The 18,572-nt window shown below is 57.4% G+C and carries 16 protein-coding genes; 5 read left to right on the forward strand and 11 right to left on the reverse strand.

All coding sequences use genetic code 11. The annotated features are described in order from the left end of the window. Positions 1–76: 76 nt before the first annotated feature. The 6 genes from D1841_RS02505 to ruvC all read right to left on the reverse strand — a co-directional run bounded on the left by D1841_RS02505 (position 77) and on the right by ruvC (position 5,153). On the reverse strand, positions 77–937 hold the full coding sequence (locus tag D1841_RS02505; RefSeq protein ID WP_160641831.1) for a class I SAM-dependent methyltransferase: 861 nt from the start codon (positions 935–937) through the stop codon (positions 77–79). After that, the gene (gene glmM, locus D1841_RS02510; RefSeq protein ID WP_160641832.1) at positions 937–2,289 is read right to left on the reverse strand and encodes a phosphoglucosamine mutase; all 1,353 of its coding nucleotides are present in this window, start codon (positions 2,287–2,289) and stop codon (positions 937–939) included. Before glmM ends, D1841_RS02505 begins: the two co-directional genes overlap by 1 nt. A 154-nt stretch (positions 2,290–2,443) precedes the next feature. Further along, entirely contained in the window at positions 2,444–3,553 is a 1,110-nt protein-coding gene (gene ruvB / locus D1841_RS02515; RefSeq protein ID WP_371721317.1) for a Holliday junction branch migration DNA helicase RuvB, read from the reverse strand. After that, entirely contained in the window at positions 3,550–3,816 is a 267-nt protein-coding gene (locus D1841_RS02520; protein WP_160641833.1) for a hypothetical protein, read from the reverse strand. Before D1841_RS02520 ends, ruvB begins: the two co-directional genes overlap by 4 nt. A 143-nt stretch (positions 3,817–3,959) precedes the next feature. Beyond that, positions 3,960–4,559, reverse strand: a complete 600-nt coding sequence (gene ruvA / locus D1841_RS02525) for a Holliday junction branch migration protein RuvA (RefSeq protein WP_160641834.1) — start codon at positions 4,557–4,559, stop codon at positions 3,960–3,962. 96 nt (positions 4,560–4,655) lie between these two features. Continuing rightward, the gene (ruvC, locus tag D1841_RS02530) at positions 4,656–5,153 is read right to left on the reverse strand and encodes a crossover junction endodeoxyribonuclease RuvC (RefSeq protein WP_160641835.1); all 498 of its coding nucleotides are present in this window, start codon (positions 5,151–5,153) and stop codon (positions 4,656–4,658) included. 241 nt (positions 5,154–5,394) lie between these two features. Here ruvC and D1841_RS02535 point away from each other — a divergent pair, with 241 nt between their 5' ends. Continuing rightward, a complete protein-coding gene (locus tag D1841_RS02535; protein WP_161879870.1) occupies positions 5,395–6,741 on the forward strand; it encodes a PepSY1/2 domain-containing protein in 1,347 nt (448 codons plus the stop codon). 243 nt (positions 6,742–6,984) lie between these two features. Here the strand turns inward: D1841_RS02535 and D1841_RS02540 are convergent, their stop codons facing one another. The 5 genes from D1841_RS02540 to D1841_RS02560 form a co-directional block, all read right to left on the reverse strand. After that, entirely contained in the window at positions 6,985–8,754 is a 1,770-nt protein-coding gene (locus D1841_RS02540) for an ABC transporter substrate-binding protein (RefSeq protein ID WP_160641921.1), read from the reverse strand. 549 nt (positions 8,755–9,303) lie between these two features. Further along, positions 9,304–9,480, reverse strand: coding sequence for a pro-sigmaK processing inhibitor BofA family protein (locus D1841_RS02545; protein ID WP_160641837.1), 177 nt, complete (start codon positions 9,478–9,480; stop codon positions 9,304–9,306). 76 nt (positions 9,481–9,556) lie between these two features. Then, the gene (gene rnr, locus D1841_RS02550; protein ID WP_160641838.1) at positions 9,557–11,761 is read right to left on the reverse strand and encodes a ribonuclease R; all 2,205 of its coding nucleotides are present in this window, start codon (positions 11,759–11,761) and stop codon (positions 9,557–9,559) included. Positions 11,762–12,055: 294 nt separating this feature from the next. Continuing rightward, positions 12,056–13,441: a UDP-N-acetylmuramoyl-L-alanine--D-glutamate ligase gene (gene murD / locus D1841_RS02555; RefSeq protein WP_160641839.1), complete on the reverse strand. Its 1,386-nt coding sequence runs from the start codon at positions 13,439–13,441 to the stop codon at positions 12,056–12,058. Positions 13,442–13,457: 16 nt separating this feature from the next. Further along, entirely contained in the window at positions 13,458–15,188 is a 1,731-nt protein-coding gene (locus tag D1841_RS02560) for an ABC transporter ATP-binding protein (protein ID WP_160641922.1), read from the reverse strand. A 245-nt stretch (positions 15,189–15,433) separates the two neighbouring features. On the opposite strand from D1841_RS02560, the gene D1841_RS02565 reads away from it, so the two are divergent. The 4 genes from D1841_RS02565 to D1841_RS02580 all read left to right on the forward strand — a co-directional run bounded on the left by D1841_RS02565 (position 15,434) and on the right by D1841_RS02580 (position 18,469). Beyond that, positions 15,434–16,051, forward strand: a complete 618-nt coding sequence (locus D1841_RS02565; RefSeq protein WP_160641840.1) for a TetR/AcrR family transcriptional regulator — start codon at positions 15,434–15,436, stop codon at positions 16,049–16,051. Positions 16,052–16,309: 258 nt separating this feature from the next. Beyond that, positions 16,310–16,720 carry a hypothetical protein gene (locus tag D1841_RS02570; protein WP_160641841.1) on the forward strand — a complete coding sequence of 137 codons (411 nt, stop codon included), beginning with the start codon at positions 16,310–16,312 and terminating at the stop codon, positions 16,718–16,720. 37 nt (positions 16,721–16,757) lie between these two features. After that, positions 16,758–17,285 (forward strand): LURP-one-related family protein, encoded by a 528-nt coding sequence (locus tag D1841_RS02575; RefSeq protein ID WP_160641842.1) that lies wholly within the window; start codon positions 16,758–16,760, stop codon positions 17,283–17,285. A 137-nt stretch (positions 17,286–17,422) separates the two neighbouring features. Further along, a complete protein-coding gene (locus D1841_RS02580) occupies positions 17,423–18,469 on the forward strand; it encodes a hypothetical protein (protein ID WP_160641843.1) in 1,047 nt (348 codons plus the stop codon). The last annotated feature ends 103 nt before the right edge of the window (positions 18,470–18,572 follow it).

Here is an 18,572-nt window from a genome sequence, read left to right on the forward strand (position 1 = left end):
GGAATCTCATTCCGCAGCGAAAAGTCTCTTCCCGCCAGCAGACGGAACGTCTGCGCCCCGCGTCCCGGGTCAAGCGTCACGCTTGCCAGATGGCGGTGCTGCCGCAGGGCAGGACAAGGCCGGTGCTGGTTACCCGCAGGCCGATTTCGTCTGCGGAGACAGCCCCGCCGGCTTTCGGGCAGAGCAGCACCCCCAGCAAATATTCCATTACAGCCGGGGAAAGGCCGGTGGTGTAGGAATTTAAAATGAAAAACAGGGGCTTTTCCGACAAAATAGGCAGGCACATGGAGATAAGCCCGTAAAGCTGTTCCTCCAGCTTCCACACCTCGCCTCCAGGCCCCCGTCCGTAGGAGGGGGGATCCATAATAATGCCGTCGTAGGTGTTGCCCCGGCGCTGTTCCCGCTGGACAAACTTCACGCAGTCATCAACGAGCCAGCGCACCGGCTTATCCGCAAGGCCGCTTGCCTGGGCATTCTCCTTGGCCCACTGCACCATGCCCTTGGAGGCGTCCACATGGGTGACGGCGGCTCCCGCCTGCAGGCAGGCCAGGGTGGCGGCCCCTGTGTAGCCGAACAGGTTTAAAACCTTTACAGGCCTCCCGGCGCTTTGGATTTTCTCTTTGGCAAACTGCCAGTTTACCGCCTGCTCCGGAAAAAGCCCGGTGTGCTTAAAACCCATGGGCTTTAGCCGGAAGGTCAGCCCCTCCCAGCCGATTTGCCACACCTCAGGCAGCTTCCTGTAGGTTTCCCAGTGCCCCCCGCCCTTATGGGAGCGCACATACCGGGCATGGGCCTTTTTCCACAGGGGGCCGTCCTTGCCCCCCTCCCAGATAATCTGGGGATCGGGCCGGATAAGGAGGATATCCCCCCAGCGCTCCAGCCGCTCCCCGCCTGCTGTGTCTAAAAGTTCATAGTCGTGCCACTGTGCGGTACGCATTAGGAAAGCTCCCTCTCAATCACGTCCGCCACTTCCTTTGCAATCTGCTGGATCTGCTCCTCGTCGCGGCCCTCTACCATCACCCGCAGCAAAGGCTCTGTGCCGGAAGGCCGCACGATAACCCGGCCTTCCTTGCCTAAAGCAGCGGCGGCCTTGTCGATGGCGGCTTTTACGGTATGGTCTGTGTAGAAGGCAAGCTTCCCTTCTGGGGTGACTTTGATATTAATCATGGTCTGGGGATAGCGCTGCATCAGCGTGGCAAGGCTTGAAAGCTTCGCTTCCCGGCGGCGCAGAAGGCTTAAAAGCTGGCAGGCGGTAAGCTGCCCGTCGCCGGTGGTGGCGAAATCCCGGAAAATCACATGCCCGCTCTGTTCGCCGCCGAAATTATAGCCGTCTAAGCGCATCTGCTCCAGCACATAGCGGTCGCCCACCTTTGTGGCCTCAAAGCGCATGCCGTTTTCCTCGCAGAACCGCTGGAAGCCCAGGTTTGTCATAATGGTGCCCACCACAGCGCTGCCGGAGAGCTTCCCCCTGCTCTTCATGTCCAGGGCGCAGATAGCCATGATAAAGTCGCCGTCAATGAAATTGCCCTGTTCGTCCACCATCAGGCAGCGGTCGGCGTCCCCGTCAAAGGCCACCCCCGCGTCCACCTCGTGGGTCTTTACATATTCAATGAGCCCCTCCATGTGGGTGGAGCCGCACTGGTCGTTCACGTTGATGCCGTCGGGAGTATCGTTCATCATGGTGACCTCCGCCCCCAGCTCGGTAAACAGGGCCTGGGCTGTGGCGCTGGCCGAGCCGTTTGCGCTGTCGATGGCGATTTTCAGCCCGTCTAAAGAGAAATGCACGGTGTTTTTCACATGGTCGATATAATCCCGCACAGCGCTGTCCGCATGGGCAACTGTGCCGATGCCGTCCTCCTGGGGGAACTCGTGGGAGATGTCGGACTTGCCTAAAATGATGTCCTCAATGCGCTCCTCCAGGTCGTCGGGCAGCTTGTAGCCGTCCCCGGAGAAGATTTTAATGCCGTTATACTCAAAGGAGTTGTGGGAGGCGGAAATCATAATCCCCGCGTCTGCCTTATACTTTTCCACCAGATAGGCCACAGCCGGGGTGGGCACCACGCCCAAAGTGATAACGCTGGCCCCGATGCTGCAAAGCCCCGCTGCCATGGCGTTTTCCAGCATGTCGGAGGAGAGGCGGGTGTCCTTGCCGATAAGCACCCTTGGGTGGCGGTTGGATTTGTTGGTCAGCACCCGGGCCGCCGCCCGGCCTAACTGGGTGGCAAGCTCGCAGGTCAGGTCTTTGTTGGCAATGCCCCTGATTCCGTCAGTTCCAAAAAGTCGTCCCATAATAACACCTCGTTTATATTTTTCTTGTTTATAAGATATGCAGCTTTCCTGCCCTTCTGCCAGAAAGGTAAAGTTCTTTACCGGCTTTCTCCGAAAGAAGGCCGCAGGGTGTGGGGCAGCGCCCCACGACCTTGCAACGCCCCACGGTCTTGCCCTACTCCGGCAGCCTGGTCTGCTCCGGCGGGGCAGCGGCGGGCTGCAGAGCAGCGGGCACAGGCAGGCCCAGGTGCAGGTAAGCCGCCGCTGTGGCACAGCGGCCCCGGGGCGTGCGGGAGAGAAAGCCTATCTGCATGAGGTACGGCTCGTTTACGTCCTCAATGGTCACAGCCTCCTCCCCGATAGCCGCTGCCAGGGTTTCCAGGCCCACAGGGCCTCCGCCGTAAAACTGGATGATGGCGGAGAGCATCCGCCGGTCGCTCTGGTCTAAGCCCAGCTCATCAATCTCCATCCTGTCCAGGGCGATTTTCGCGGTGTTCAGGGTGATAACCCCGCCGCTCATCACCTCGGCAAAATCCCGCACCCGCTTTAAAAGGCGGTTGGCAATGCGGGGGGTGCCCCGGGAGCGGCTGGCAATTTCCAGCGCCGCGTCCGCCTCAATGTCCGCCCCCAGGATTTTCGCGCTGCGGGTGACGATTTTCCCCAGTTCCTGGGGGTTATACAGCTCCAGCCGCAGCACCACCCCGAAGCGATCCCGCAAAGGGGCGGAAAGCTGGCCCGCCCTGGTGGTGGCCCCCACCAGGGTGAAATGGGGCAGGGGCAGATGGTAGCTTGCCGCCATCTGGCCTTTCCCGGTGATGATGTCTAGGGCAAAGTCCTCCATGGCCGGATACAGGATTTCCTCCACCTGCCGGGAAAGCCTGTGCACCTCGTCGATGAACAGCACGTCCCCGGGGGAGAGGTTTGTCAGCAGGGCGGCTAAATCCCCGGGCTTTTCGATGGCAGGGCCGCTTGTCACCCGCAGGTTTACCCCCATTTCGTTTGCCACAATGCCTGCCAGGGTGGTTTTGCCCAGGCCCGGCGGGCCGTACAGCAGCACATGGTCTAAAGATTCCTTCCGGCTCAAGGCCGCCCCAATATAGATTTTCAGGTTTTCCTTCACCTTTTCCTGCCCGATATACTCGGAGAAGGCCCGGGGCCGCAGGGGGTTCTCCGTCTCCCTGTCCTCTGGGGTGTAGCCCGTATGGGTAAGGCGGTTTTCTAAGTCCATCTCATCCTGGGCGTCCCAGTCGATGCCATACTCCATCCCGCCGCTTTTTTCTATCATGGATGTTTATCTCCTTTGGTTTCGTTTGCCCGCCTTTTGGCAAGCTTACGGTTCACGATATACAGCGCCGCCGCTTCTGCCGCCGCCAGCAGCGCCGTAAAGGCCGCCCCTGTCAGCAGAGACGTATACCAGGGCGCGCCCCCCATGGCGTATAAGTCCGGGTGGGCCTGATAGTCCCGCCACTGCCAGAAGCTGTGGCCCAGATACACCCCGATGGTGGAGCCTATGGATATCTGCAAAAACCGCTTTGCTTTTTCCAGCATAGCAACGCCTCCTGATAAAGACCGTGGAGCGCTGCTCCACACCTCTGCTTCTCGCCTTCCGGCTCGGTCGGGTCAGAGCGAACCCCACCGGGGGCCTTCCCCCTTTTCCCCAAAAAGGTTTGATCGAAAAAGGACTTTTCCGTTCACGCCCCTGCAAAGCCTTTTAAGGCCAGCCGTATCAGTTCCTCCACAGGCAGGCTGCTGTCCAGGCGGCCTACAGCGGCGGCCGCGTCTGTGGGGGAATACCCTAAAGTGGCAAGGGCCTCCACAGCCTGGGCGGCATTGCCGGAGGCCGATGGCCCGCCGGGCTGTAGGAAGTCTGCCCCCAATTCCCCGGTGGAAAAATCCACCACCTTGTCCTTTAATTCCAGCACAATGCGCTGGGCAAGCTTCGGCCCCACGCCGTTTGCCCGGCAGAAGCGCTTTACATCCCCGCCAGCCGCCGCCAGAGCCACCTCCTCCGGAGACAGCTCCGAAAGGATGGCAAGGCCTGCCTTTGGCCCCACGCCGCTGATAGCGGTGAGCAGCTTAAAGCAGTTCAGCTCTGTTTGGGTGGCAAAGCCGAAAAGATCCAGCGCGTCCTCCCGCACATTTAAATGGGTGTACAGGGTGGCGGACCCGTTCAGGCGCAGGGTGCGCAGGGTGCCCATAGAGGTGGCGCACTTAAAGGCCACGCCTCCCACGTCCACCACGGCAAAGCCCGGCTCTGTATGCACGATTTTTCCAGTCAAACTATAAAACATAAGTAAATCTCCTTGCTTTTGGAGGGGTCTGCGCCTTCCCTGTCCAGGCAGGCACTTGTAATTTTTTCAAGCTTATGATGCGGAAGGCCCCGAAGTCTAGCGCAGCAGTGCCCGGCGCAGGGGAGAGCCTGCGGCTTGGCCATGGCAGATGGCAAGGGCCAGGGCGTCGGCGGCATCGTCGGGCTTGGGGATGGAGGGCAGGGCCAGCAGGCGGCGGGTCATTTCCTGCACCTGTGGCTTCAGGGCCTTGCCATAACCTGTTACCGCTTGCTTCACCTGGGGCGGGGTATACTCATACAGAGGGACGCCCCGCTGGGCAAGGGCCAGGAGGAGAACCCCCCGGGCCTCCGCCACGCCGATGCCGGTGGTCTTGTTGTTTGTAAAGTACAGCTTTTCTACAGACGCCGCCTGGGGCTGCAGGGTGTCAAGCAACTGGCACATGCCGTCGTATATCTCCCGCAGGCGCTCCCCAAAGTCCGCCCCGGCAGGGGTGGTGACCGCGCCGTATTCCAAGGGCCGGTAGGCCCCGTTTTTTGCCTCAATTACCCCGTAGCCCACAATGGCATAGCCGGGATCAATGCCTAAAATGCGCAAAAAGCGTCCTCCTTGGCGGCAGTGCCGCCGCATAATCACAATCAGTATACCACAATCCGGAAGAATTGAACAGATAAAAAATGCGAACAGCCTATGAATTTTCCCCGGCTCCTTCGCGGAAACTAGGGGAAAGGCGTTATAGGGTTTGTTTGAAAAATTTTATGAAAGGAGCGATACCGGGCGCAAAAGGCTGTTCCTTTACAGCTCTTTGTGCGGATTCCGGTTCGCAGGGCGATTGAATATGAGCAGACGAGGAAAAATCAGGCTGTGGGCTTTCGGGCTGGCCTTGGTGTTTATAGGGGGCGGCTTTCTTATAGACCTGCGGCTTTCCCTGAACCAGAGCGGCACCCGCCTGGAATATGTATACCAGCGGGCGCTGGGGGACTTGACCGATGAAGTCAGCGGCATGGGCCGGACGCTGGAAAAAGCCCGGTATGCCGGAACCCCCGCCATGCAGAGCGTGCTGTCCGCCCAGCTTCTGGAGCAGAGCGGCGGGGCCAAGGCAGCCTTGGGAAGCCTGCCCTTTTCTATGGAGAAAACGGAGCGCATCAGCCGTTTCCTGTCCCAGGTGGGGGACTATGCCCTGGCCCTGACACGGAAATCCTTTTCTGGCGAGGAGCTTCAGCGGCAGGACTTAGAGGGCTTTTCCACCCTGCAGGCATATGCGGGCAAGCTGGAAGAGGCCCTCACAGGCATACAGGCCCGGCTGACGGCAGAGGGGGCGCAGATAAACAGGCTGGAAAGCCTTTTGAACAACGTGGATGAAATTGAGGAGCTGGCCCTTCTGGACGATGATTTTGACAGCGTGGCAAAGGAGTTTGCCGATTTCCCCGCCCTGCTGTACGACGGGCCTTTCTCCGACCATATCCCCCAAAGGGAGCCTTTGTACCTGAAAGGGGAAGGGGAAATCAGCCGGGAACAGGCCGGGGAAAAGGCCGCCGCCTTTTTAGGCTGCGCAGCAGGGGATTTGGAATTTACCGGGGAAGGAGGCGGGCAGCTTCCTGTGTTTTCCTTTGCCCGGGAGGGCGAGCAAATCCGTGTCACCCGGCAGGGCGGGGAAATCGCCTATTATAAAAAGGAAAACAGCGGCGCTGGCAGCCTTTCCTATGAAGAAGCCTTAAAGGCGGCAAAAAAGGCCCTGGAGGGCCTGGGGCTTCCCCCGCTGCAGGAAAGCTATTATGTAAGCAGCGATGGCTTGTGTACGGTGAATTTCCACACAAAAGCCGCAGTGGGGGAGGAGGAAGCCCTGTGCTATCCCGATCTTATTAAAGTTACGGTAGAGCTTGAGAAGGGTGGCATGGTGGAATATGACGGGACAGGGTTTTTGATGAACTGCCGCGAGCGCTCCCTATCCACCCCGGCCCTTTCGGCAGAAGAAGCCGCCGAAGGCTTAAGCCCGCTGCTCCAGGTGGAAAGCACCCGGCTGGCGGTTATCCCCACCCCTGGCCTGGACGAGGTGCTGTGCTGGGAGTTTTCCTGCAAAGGGGAGGACGGGCGGCAGGTGCTCAGCTATGTGAACACAGAAACAGGCCTGGAGGAGCAGCTATACCTGCTGCAGATAGATGACAGCGGGGTGCTGGCGTCTTAGGAGGTGTTCACGCGCCGCCTTTGGCTCCTTTGCGCGCTGGACACAGGCCGCGCAACCGAAAAATGAAAGTGGGCTTTTATAGTTAACACAGTTCAAAAGAGGTGCACCTCTTTTGAACCAGGCGGTAAAGCCGCCTGGCTTTAAAATCAGTAAATCTCAATTTTAAAGTGTGTTTGCTATATATGCGGCAAAAAGCAGGCAGGCGTTCACAAAAGGAATGCCTGCCTGCTTTTAATATTTTGTTTATTCCCAGGGGCTGTCAGGGGAAACGGTTTTCTGCTCTTCCAGATATTCCCGCAGCATCCCGCCGGCAGAGCCTTCCAGCACCTGTGCGCCGTAAGCCCCGGCTGCCTCCTCTGTATAGCTGCCCTTGAGGAAGGCAATCTGGTATGTCTCCTCATCCCGCAGCTCTGCGCCGCCCTTTGTTACCAGCACATAAGGATATGGCTGGCTTTCCCCCTCGGGGGTGAAGCCGGCCTCTTTAAAGGCCTTTGCCTCCTTCCCGGTCATGGAAAGCAGGGCATATTCGCCGTCAAAGTCTGGGGAAATGGACGCCGCCACATCTGTGTTAATCCGGCCCGCGTAAAGCTTCCCGGTGACCCCGGCCCGCATCACCGGCACATCCCGGTGGTATTCCCCCATAAGCACCATAGAGGCGTCCGCCCCTGTCCTGCTTCCCAGGGCCTTGCCGATAAGGGCGGCGGTTTCCTCCAGGGTGAAATCCGCGGTGCTTTCGCTGAAATAAACCTGCCCCGCGCTGTCCAGATAGTCCCGCTGCAATTCATCCATCCGGGCAATGCAGCCTTCCCCGTCTGTATTGTTTTCCCCCCGGAACCACTCCTTGTAGGCCAGGCCGATGTCGGCCAGGACATTTTCCCAGCCGGCATAGGTCATGGGGAAGGCCCGGCCCTCCTGCATGGCCTGCTGGGCATCGTAAATCATGGAATCCTCCGGCACCTGCGCGCTGCTTAAAGCCCCCAGCACACAGGGGGTTTCTTCTGTGATAAAGGAGGCCTGGCCTTCCGGGGAAAAGAGCAGGGAAAGAAGCTTGACGGCATCCTCCAGCTTTTTCTCATTGCCAGGCTCTGCCAGGCGCTTGCTGATGCCGATGTAGCTGGTGGGGTTGTACATATAGACGTTTTTGCTGCCGTCCTTGCTGATATAGGGCATCATCCCCAGCTTATCCCCTGTTTCCGGCAGCTCTGTAATATTTACGGTGAACACCGCTGTACAGAACACAGACTTCCTGTTCCCCAGGTAGTCCAGCAGGACGTCGGGGTTGTTCCTGTCCTCCGGGTCTGTGGCGAACATGCCGATATCCATGTACTGTCCGGCATAGTCCACTGTGTCCTCCCACATGCCGGCGGCTGTGGCGTCCCCCGCAAGGAAGCCCTGCTCCCACTTGGCCCCCTCAGGGGTGGTAAGCCAGCTTGTTTTGGCAAGGTTGAACATGGCGGAAAAGGTGTTGCCTGTAAGGTGGGTGCCCAGCACCCCGGGAACCATCCCCGCCTCCCGGATTTTCCCGCACAGGGCCTCCAGCTCCTGGAAGTTTTCCGGCACCTCCCAATGGTTCTCTTCTAAGAGGGTCTTGTTGTAGAAAATGCCGTACATGGCGTAATTAATAGGAAGCAGGTAAACCTTCCCGTCTATAGCCACCTGATCCAGGGTGGAGGTGGGGAAATCATTGATGAAGTCATAGCCCGACAAATCCAGAAGCTGCTCCGCCGCCAAATCCCTGTCCAGAATCTGGCTGGTGGTAAAAATATCGGAAATATCCCCGGCGCGCATTTGCGCCCAGTTATAAGATGTCGCGCTGTTTCCTGTATAAGAAATCTGCTCCAGGCCTATATCTGGATAAGTTTCCTCCAGCAGCTCAATGAATTTCTCATAGCCCCGCCATGTCACCCAGGTAAGCCCTTTGCTTCCGGCTTCCCCGCCAGAGGAGGCGCAGCCCGACAGCAGCAGGGCCGCGGCCAGGGCCAGCGCCAGCAGGCGCATGCTTCCTTTTTTCATCACGTTCAAACGCTCCCTTCTCAATACTGGCCTGCTGCGGGCTTTTAGAAGCCGCGGTGAAAAGATTTGTGCGGCGGTTGGCACAGCTTCTTAAAAACCGCCGCCTTTGGGAACCAGGAAAATGTTTCAAACGCGGCAGGCGCAAATATACAAATATTTTACAGTGAACATGGGGAAAAGTCAAGATTGCTGCCCCCTGGTGCAAAAGTGTCCAAGGCATGTGATCCCTTATGCGTCAGTTTGAAGCAGACCCGCTTCTTATAGTATGACAAGCCGCCCTTCTTGTGCACTGGCAGAAAAACCGGCGGGCCGCAGAAAAGGCGGCCCGCCGGGGGGGATTTTGTGTTTTTCAAACAGACTCTAAGAAGTTGTACCGATAGGAGTGGCGCAAAGATTTCCGAAAAGATTTCGTGGGCTTCAAGGCGGATGAACCGCAAACGCATATATGCGTTTAGAAATACGAACGTTTTCGTATCTTCGAGGATTTCCAACACAGAAGCCTGCAGAATTTGCCGGAAAAATTTGTCCTATGGCCTATTGGCACGGCTTCTAAAGCAGCAGGCTGTTGCAGACCACCAGCAGGGTGACGCCGGGAATGCCCAGCAGCCCCGCGCCCAGCAGGGACAGGCGGTTTACAGGAAGGTACACCCCTGTAAACTGCCCGCAGAAATTTACCAGCGCCAAGGCCCCCAGCCCCAGTGCCGCCGACAGGAGAAAGCTTTTCACGCGCCCACGTCCTTTCCGAAATGTGGAGCCTGCGTCACACATGTCCACACCCCAGCATATGAAAAGCCCCGCCTCTTTATGCCTCCTCAGGCATGAAGTCAATGCGGCCTGTGGCCACGTCTGCCGCCGCCACAATGATGGGCAGCTCGTCCCCCATCATCAGCACCCGGCCGGATCGCAGATCCCGGTGGCAGATTTCCCCGTCAAACTCAAAGTCGCAGCCTTCAAAGTCCTGCAGGCTTACAAAGCCCTCGGCGTTGTTTTGCAGCTTTACGAACACCCCCTTGGGCGTTACCCCGCTGATAACCCCCAGGTGGTGCTCTCCCAGGTGGGCGCGCATATATTCCGCCATATAGCAGTCCTCCGCGTCCCGCTCCCCGGTGACGGCCCGGATTTCATTTTTGGAGGACTCGAAGGCGGATTCCTCCGCGAAAACCCCGTACCGCTTGCGGATAGTCCCCTTGTCCACGCCGCCCACTAAATCCGTCAGGATGCGGTGGATGGAGGTGTCGGGATACCGCCGGATGGGGGAGGTGAAGTGGCTGTATTCCGCCAAAGCCAAACCAAAGTGCCCCAGCTCCTTGTGGTTATACTTGGCCTTTTCCATGGTGCGCAGAATCCGCTGGTTCACCAGGGATTCCCGGGGCGTGCCCTTTACCCTGTCCAGCACCGCGGCAAAATCCACAGTGCCGGGCTGGCCTTTTTTCAGCTCCTTGCAGGGGATGGAAAGCCTGTCCAAAAGCTCGTAAAGCTCCACCACCCGGTCGGGCTGGGGCCGCTCATGCACCCGGTACAGGAAGGGGACGTCCGCGTCCAGGGAGGCCCGGGCGGCGCAGATGTTGGCGGCTATCATAAGCTGCTCAATAAGCTGCTCGGCTTCTCCCTGGGTGCGGGGCAGGATGTCTATGCATACGCCTTCCCCGTCCAGCACAAACTTTGTCTCATCGCTGGACAAATCCATTTCCCCGCGCCTCTTTGCCCGGGCCTGGAGCACATGGGCCAGCTCCCGGGTGCAGGCAAGGCTGTCCTTCACAGGGGCATATTTCTCTAAAATTTCCGGGGAGGCAGTGCCGTCAAAAATCTTGTTTACCTCTTTATACACCCCCCGCACCTTGGAGTTTATCACAGACTTGTGGAAGGAATAGCCGGTAATTTCCCCCTCTAAGTCAAACTCTATCAGGGCGGAGAAGGTCAGCTTTTCTGTGCCCGCGTTTAAAGAGCACACCCCGTTTGACAGTGCTTCGGGCAGCATGGGGATCACCCGGTCTGCAAAATAGACGGAGGTGCCCCGCTTGTAGGCCTCTTCATCTATAGGGGTTTTGGCCTTCACGTAGTGGGAAACGTCCGCAATGTGTACCCCCAGCTTGTAGCCGTATTCTGTCTTTTGGGCAGACACCGCGTCGTCCAGGTCTTTGGCGTCGGCGCTGTCGATGGTGAAAACAGGCCAGTCCCGCAGATCCAGGCGGCTGTCGATGTCCGCCTGGGTGACGGTCATTTTGGAAATCTCCTCCGCCTGCTCCAGCACTTCCGGGGGAAACGCGGTGGGGATGCCGCAGCGCTCGATAATGGCGTCGGCGCATACTCTGGCCCGGCTGCCTGTGCCGAATACAGTGCGCACCTCGCACAGGGACCAGTCCCCGCGCCCGTCCATTTTCGGGGCAATCAGCACTTTGTCCCCGTCCTTCGCCCCGTTCAGTTTCCCGGGGGCCACCCGCATGTCAAAGCGCACCGCCCCGTCCGGGGTGACTGCGGCGCCCTGCTCCCCTATATGGAGGGTGCCGGTAACGGCGCTTTCGCTGCGCTTCACGATGCGCTTCACCCGTCCGCTGGGGCCGCGTTCCCGCTTCTGCAAGTCCCCGATGATAATTTCATCTCCTACAAAAGCCCCGTTTAAGGCGCTGCCAGGGATAAAAATGTCCTCCGTGCCAGCTTTGGGCTTGGCAAAGCCAAATTTTTCCGAAAGGGAAACAAGGGTGGCTTCTATATCCCCGGTGCGGGGTACAAGCCGCACCCAGTGATCCTTGTCCACCTTGATTTCCCCCACAGCCTCCAGGCTGTGCAGGGCGTCGTAAAAGGCGGTTTTGTCGCTTATCCCCGCCTCCCGCAAAAGGGACTTGGCGGGTACGCCTTCCCCGCCGCAGCGCTTCAGGGCCGCCACCACCAGCTTTTCCTCAATGGTTTTCGCCGCGCTGGGCAGCTCGTAGGTTTGGGCGGAGGAAATGGTGCGGGGCGTCCTGCCGCCGCTTCTAAATTTCTGGTTTCCAAATTTTTTAGTTTTCATAATCGCCATGCGGCACAGAATACGCACAAAAAGCCATGAAAAACGGCCTTTTATGCCCGGTACCGCTCCTTCCTTTCGTATTCTTCACACGATGCTTTCCCGGAGAAAAACTCCGCATAAATTGGTTTTTGGATCGACATTCCTAAAGGGGAATGTTTAACCTTCTTTTTCAAAAAGGTCTGTGGGGGGTTAGGGGGTGAGCGTCTGCCATGTGGCCAAACGTTCGCGCTTCGCGCGAGCGTTTGCAAGCATGCGAACCGACCGAGCCGGCAGGCGAGACAAGCCCCCGAGGTCTTACAGCCCGTTTACCAGTTCCTTAAAATGCCTGCCCCGCACCTCAAAGTTGGGATACAGATCGAAGGCGGCGGAGGCGGGGGAGAGGGATACCACGTCTCCGGGGACAGCCTCCCTTTGGGTCAGGGCCACAGCCTCCTCCATAGACGCGGCGCGGAGAATACGGGGCGCGCCCTCCTGATAGTTTGCCGCGTTTTTTACTGCTTCCTCAATTTTCGGGCCGGTTGCCCCCAAAAGAATGAGGGTTTTCACCTTTTCGCAAATGACGGGGCCTAAGGGGGCGTAGGGGATGTGCTTGTCATAGCCGCCGCAGATGAGGATGATTTTTTCCTTGTAAAGGGACAGCGTGCCTGAAATGGTGCGGGTGGGAGAGCTGGCAATGGAGTCGTTATAATATTTCACGCCGTCAAGCTCCCGGACAAGCTCTGCCCGGTGCTCCACCCCGCCGAATTCTTTTGCCACCCTGCGGATGTTTTCCGGGGATACGTCCCCCCACACCGCGCCAATAGCCGCCATATAATTTTCCACGTTGTGCCAGCCGGGGATTTTAATGTCCCCCGCTTTAAGCGCTTCTTCCCCGTTTACAAAAATGGTTTCCCCGTCGCACCACACGCCCCGGGAAGGCTTTTCCTTCCGGCTGAAAAGCCATAAGTCTCCCCGAACCTCCGGGGCGAAAGAGGCGGTGATTTCATTATCCGCATTGCAAACTGTCCGGGAGAAGGCGTTCTGGTGCAGGAATATATTGCGCTTTGCGTCAATATATTCCTGCATGTCCTTGTGCATATCCAGGTGGTTCGGGGAGAGATTCGTCACCACCGCCACCTGGGGAGACTCCTTCATGGAGATAAGCTGGAAGCTGGAAAGCTCCGCCACCGCGCAGTCTGTGGGGGCAATATCCTCAATCTCCGGCAGCAGGGGCTTGCCAATGTTCCCGCCCACATGGACGGTTTTCCCCTCTGCCTGTAAAAACTCCGCAATGAGGGTGGTGGTGGTGGTTTTGCCGTCGCTGCCGGTGACGGCGTAGGTTTTGCAGGGGCACAGGTCAAAGAAAACCTCCAGCTCGCTTGTCACCACCTGCCCCCTTTTCCGGGCTTCCTCCAGCTCTGGCAGATGATATTTCATGCCCGGGGTGCGGAAGATGATGTCCTCGTCCATGCCCTGGAGATACGCTTCCCCCAGATGGAGGGATATCCCCAGCGCCTGCAGCTTTTCCCCGTTTTCCCCCAGTTCCGCAAGGCTGCGCCTGTCCCTGGCGGAAACGACGGCGCCCTTGCTTTTAAAAAGCGCCATCAGGGGCATGTGGCTGCGGCCTATGCCGCAGAAGGTAACGGATTTGCCTTTCAGGGAACCGAAAAATGCCTCGCACTTAAAATTGCCGCTGTCCATGGGTTTCGCCCTCCTTTTATGCATCGTCTACAGCATAGCTGTTGTACAGGTTATAGTATACGCCTTTTTTCTCCATCAGCTCCTGATGGGTGCCCTTTTCTTCAATGCCCTTGTCCGTCAGCACCAGAATTACCGTGGCGTTCCGGATGGTGGTAAGCCTGTGGGCAATAGTGAAGGTGGTGCGGCCCTTTGACAGCTTCTCCAGGGAGGCCTGCACCAGCTTTTCGCTTTCATTGTCCAGGGCGGAGGTGGCCTCGTCCAGAATCATAATGGGCGGGTTCTTCAGGAAAGCCCGGGCAATGCTGATGCGCTGCTTCTGCCCGCCGGAAAGCTTCACGCCGCGCTCTCCTACATATGTATCATACCCGTTTGAAAGCCCCAGGATGAAGTCGTGGGCGCCGGCCTGCTTTGCCGCCTCCATCACCTCTTCCCGGGAAGCCCCGGGCCTGCCGTACTGGATGTTTTCAAACACTGTGCCGGAGAACAGGTATACATCCTGTTGCACAAAGCCGATCTGGCCCCGCAGGGACTCCAGGGTGACGGTGCGCACGTCCCTGCCGTCTATGAGGATGCGGCCTGTGGTCACATCATAAAACCGGGGAATCAGGTTGCACAGGGTGGTCTTGCCGCCTCCGGAAGGCCCCACCAGGGCCACGTTTTCCCCTGCCTTCACTTGGAGGTTGATATGGGAAAGCACCTGCTTGCCGTCATCGGCATAGTGGAAACTGACATTTTCAAAGGTTACGTCCCCTTTTTTAATTTCCACCGGGGTGGAGCCAGGCTCGTCGAAAATTTCCACGTCCGCGTCCATCACCTGGAAAAACCGCTCCACGCCGGTCATGCCCTGCTGGAACTGCTCGGCAAACTGCACCAGCCGCCGGATGGACGCGATAAGGGTGCCCACATACAGCATGTAGGCCACCAGGTCGGCAGGCTGCACCTGCCCGTTTATCATGAACAAGGCCCCGGCTATGAGCACCAGCAAATTCATCAGGCCGTCAAAGAGGCGGTTGGAAGCCTCAAAGCCGCCCATGTAAAAATACCGTTTGCGCTTCACGTTATAAAAAGTGCGGTTGCCTTCCTCAAATTTTTCCGTCTCCAGCCCCTCGTTTGCAAAGGATTTCACCACCCGCACGCCTAAGAGGCTGTCCTCCACCTGGGCGTTTATCTCTCCCAACTGCTTGCGCTGGGAGCGGAACTGTTCCTTCATCTGGTGGTTGAAATAGATGGCAACAGCCACCATGGGGGGCACCACCGCAAAGACAATGAGGGTCAGCCACACATTCACCCCGCACAGAATGATGAAGGAGCCGAAAATCTTGATGGCCGCAATGAAAAACTCCTCCGGGCAGTGGTGGGCAAACTCTGTCACGTCAAAGAGATCCGTGGTGATGCGGGTCATAATCTGCCCCACCTTGGTGTTGTCGAAATAGTTAAAGGATAGCTTTTGCAGGTGGGCGAACATGTCAGAGCGCATGTCCGTCTCAATCCGGGTGCCCATAATATGCCCGATGGAAGCCATAAAGAAGTTGGCCCCCGCGTCCACCAGCCGCAAAAACAGGTACAGCCCGCCGATTTTCAGCACCGTAGCCACAGTCAGCGCCGCCAGGTTGTTAATGCCCATGTCTGTAATATACCGCACCAGCATGGGCAGCACAAGCTCGCACACAGTGGTAAGGGCCGCGCAGAACAGGTCGAACACCAGTACCCCTTTATACCTGCCGAAATAGGGGATGAAGCGGCGCATAAGCCCCTGCCTGCCCGCCTTTTTTTCACTCTTTTCCAAAATGCACCCACGTCCTTCTTAATCAGTTATTTTACTATAACAAAATTATGCCATAAACGCCGGGAATAATCAAGCCCTTTCCCGCAGCGTGGGAGGGCTTTGGAACAGCCCGCCTGTAAAAAACGGTTGCAAAAAGGGGAAGGGTAGTGTATAATAGGCGGGAAATTATCAGTGAACGGTTGTTTATTTGAAAGAAGGGGTGACGATTGGACGACACCAGAACCCGCATCCTTTCAGCGGCAATGAAAGCAGTACGGCAGTATGGCCTGGAAGGGGTGCGGATACAGAATATCAGCGAACTGGCAGAGCTTTCCCCCGGGGCGCTGTACCGGTACTTTGACAGCAAAGAGCAGTTGATGGCAGAGTGCTTCACCTATGTGGACAAGCAGGCCGCCGCCATTTTTGACAAGCTTAAGCTGAACCCCCTTAACATGCTTGCCGACCCCCTGGGCGCGGTAAAAAGCCTGTGGCTGCCCTATTTCCGGTTCTGGGTGGCCCGTCCTGATGAAACGGTTTTCTACCACCGCTTCCGGGACAGCGCCGCTTTCCCGGAATTTTACAGCACCCAGGAAACCAGCTATTTTGACGCCTTTGGCGATATGGTGCGGCTTTTCCGCAGGCTGTTCCCTTCGCTTACGGAAATTAACCAGAACCTGCTGTGGCTCCATGTGCTTACCACCACTGTGATGTATGCCAAATACGTGGTGGAAGGGCAGCTTCCCAATGACGAAGAAACAGAGGACACGGTGTTCCAGTTTTTGTCAGTAGGCTTAAGCGGATACTTAATGCCCAGGAAGCAGAAGAGAGGAAAGCTGAAAAAGTAGAAACGAATCGGATAGGGGGTTCGTTTCTGCCTTTATGAAAATGAATGTTTATTTATATCCTGCTTTGTCTGTCTCGTTTGCGCCGTTGAAGGCGTTTTCTTTAGGCTTGTTAGTAAATAAATGTTTACTAACAGTGAGAGGCAGGCAGAAGAACCTGTAACAAGAAGCAGTGTTCCCCGTTTTGGGGGAGGACATGGTGATATTTCCCGGGAAAACGGGATTATCATAGAATCCACTGGAAGAAAGGAGTTTTCGCACGTGAAAAAGATGCTGAAAGGGCTGTCCGTCCTGGAGATCATCATTGGAATCCTGGCTGTCATTGTGGCTGTTGGGGGCCTGGCCATGGGCGGGCTTATGGAAGGCGGCGCAGAGAACGGCCTCCAGATGCAGGCCGTCGTCACCGTAAAGGCGTCTGCCATACTGGGCCTTATCTCCGGACTGTTCAACCTGGGCTGCGGCTTCTGCGGTTTCCAGGGCGCAGGCGGGAACCGGGGCCTGCTGGCCCTGGCGGTTATCCTGGGCTGGGTAGGCCTTTTGTCCGCTGTGGTGTCCGGGGTACTGCTGCTGTTTGGCAGCGCGACGGCAGACCGGATAGGCACCGCCACAGCCAGCGCCATTGTGCCTGTGCTGTTCCTGGTTTCCGCCATGAGCGTAAAGCGCAGGCGGTAACTATGCATACACCGTTTGAGCAAAGGGGGAAGGCCGCGTGAAACTGCGGATTAAGTCGAAAATTGCAAGCGCACACAGGAAAATGGAAATAACCGGCAGCGAAGGCCAGGTTCTGTACCGTGTCCACAGCAAGGTTGTGTCTCTCCATGGCACCACCTTCCTTACCCGGGAAAATGGCGATGAGGTTGCTGTCATCACCGCAAACCCCATGTCCCTGCGCGACACCCACCGGATTGAAATGGCAGACGGCTCTATTGTGGACATACGCGCCGAGCTGCTGCACCTGACAAAGGACGTGCTGGATATAGACGCCCTGGGGTGGTATCTGTCGGGGGATTTAGTCCAGCACAATTACAAGCTGATGGACAGTGAGGGCCGCATATTGGCCCAGGCCCACAGGAAGTGGATGTCCCTGCACAATACCTACGAGCTGGAAGTGGAGGACGAAAGCCAGTTGGACAGTATCATGGCGGTGCTGGTGGCCCTGGAGCGGATTGTGGAGGATCGCCAGCGGGTTCTGGCAGAGCCATCCGGAAACATATCGGCCCCGGGAAGCGGACAGTGAGGAAACCAGCGTGGCATAGGTATCTGGGACAAGGCAAAAACGCGGCTTGCAGCTTGTCTGATTTTAATAGTGAAAGAAAGGAGAGGCGCCGGGCGCGGAGAGGGCTTTTCCCGCCCGGCATCCCAAAGGTGATTACAATGAAGAAAACAGGTATGATTTTGGCGCTGTGCGCCCTGGCACTGGCCCTGTCCCTGGGGGCCTGCAAGGAAAAGACGCTGGCAAAAAGCGGCGTTTTAACAAAGCTGGAGAAATTCTCCCTGTCCATCACAGCTTCCGACGGCACAGTTTACCGCTATTCCATTGATGGCGAAACAAAGCTGGACAGCAAGGCGGAGGCCCTGGGGGATACCTTGGAGGTCATTTCCAAGGGGGAGTATGAGGAAGGCGTACACGCGGAGGAGGTGAAGCTGCTGAAGGCTGCGGAGCATCCCCCCGTAGCTGTGGAAGTGATTTACGGGGAGGTGGCGGACGCTTCCAATTCCTCCCTGTCCATCACCGCTGGAGACGGCAAAACCTATACCATCCTGAAAAATGATGAAACCGTTGTCCACTCCGGCCATGGCATCACCATTGGGGATCATGTGGAGGTGCTCTATACCGGATCCCTGTCAGAGGAGAACGCGGTAGCCCAGAGTATCATGATAAGCAGCGAGGGTGAGTCCCAGGCCGCGGCTGCGCCAGGCCCCGCCGCCACCCCGGAACCCGATCCCGCCCCTTCAGCGGGGACAGAGCCTGTCCCCGCCGCAGGACAGGAAGCCATCCGCTATGTGGACGGGCCTTGTGTGGATGACACCATGAATTCCATCCTGCTGGACTATGAGGGCTTCACCTATTCCATCCTGAAAGACGATTCCACTGTGGTGGTAGGCGATATTGCAGTGGGGGACACCATCCGGGTGTTCCACAAGGGGAACCTTTCCGACGGCATGACCGCCACAAAAATCCTGCTGGTTGCAAAAGCGCAGGACAATGAGGAAGAGGACTTTGGCCTGAAAAAAATCTATGGAACTATTTTGGATGAAACGAAATCTTCTCTTCTCCTCTCCACAGATGACGGCAGGGAAGTGCAAATCATCAAAACAGACGGCACAGAGGTTCTGGCTTCTGGCCTGGGCGTATACGTGGAGGTGTCATACCGGGACGAAACGCCGGATGGATATCCCATGGCCCTGACTATCCGTTAAAAGAAAATACGCTTTGGCTATATAGTAAAAAGCCCAGGGCCGGGATTTCCCGGCCCTGGGCTTTTTTAGAAGCAGGCAGGCGGAAGGGCAGGCCCTTCCAAGC

Origin of the sequence: Neglectibacter sp. X4 (assembly GCF_009917365.1) — a bacterium.
In the GTDB taxonomy this organism is placed as follows: Bacteria; Bacillota; Clostridia; order Oscillospirales; family Acutalibacteraceae; genus Acutalibacter.

What these genes read in the sequence shown, in the direction of transcription:
- D1841_RS02505 (WP_160641831.1), bottom strand. Translation starts at nt 937, where the DNA reads ATGCGTACCGCACAGTGGCACGACTATGAACTTTTAGACACAGCAGGC.
- glmM (WP_160641832.1), bottom strand. Translation starts at nt 2,289, where the DNA reads ATGGGACGACTTTTTGGAACTGACGGAATCAGGGGCATTGCCAACAAA.
- ruvB (WP_371721317.1), bottom strand. Translation starts at nt 3,553, where the DNA reads ATGATAGAAAAAAGCGGCGGGATGGAGTATGGCATCGACTGGGACGCC.
- D1841_RS02520 (WP_160641833.1), bottom strand. Translation starts at nt 3,816, where the DNA reads ATGCTGGAAAAAGCAAAGCGGTTTTTGCAGATATCCATAGGCTCCACC.
- ruvA (WP_160641834.1), bottom strand. Translation starts at nt 4,559, where the DNA reads ATGTTTTATAGTTTGACTGGAAAAATCGTGCATACAGAGCCGGGCTTT.
- D1841_RS02535 (WP_161879870.1), top strand. Translation starts at nt 5,395, where the DNA reads ATGAGCAGACGAGGAAAAATCAGGCTGTGGGCTTTCGGGCTGGCCTTG.
- D1841_RS02540 (WP_160641921.1), bottom strand. Translation starts at nt 8,754, where the DNA reads ATGAAAAAAGGAAGCATGCGCCTGCTGGCGCTGGCCCTGGCCGCGGCC.
- rnr (WP_160641838.1), bottom strand. Translation starts at nt 11,761, where the DNA reads ATGAAAACTAAAAAATTTGGAAACCAGAAATTTAGAAGCGGCGGCAGG.
- murD (WP_160641839.1), bottom strand. Translation starts at nt 13,441, where the DNA reads ATGGACAGCGGCAATTTTAAGTGCGAGGCATTTTTCGGTTCCCTGAAA.
- D1841_RS02560 (WP_160641922.1), bottom strand. Translation starts at nt 15,188, where the DNA reads ATGCGCCGCTTCATCCCCTATTTCGGCAGGTATAAAGGGGTACTGGTG.
- D1841_RS02580 (WP_160641843.1), top strand. Translation starts at nt 17,423, where the DNA reads ATGAAGAAAACAGGTATGATTTTGGCGCTGTGCGCCCTGGCACTGGCC.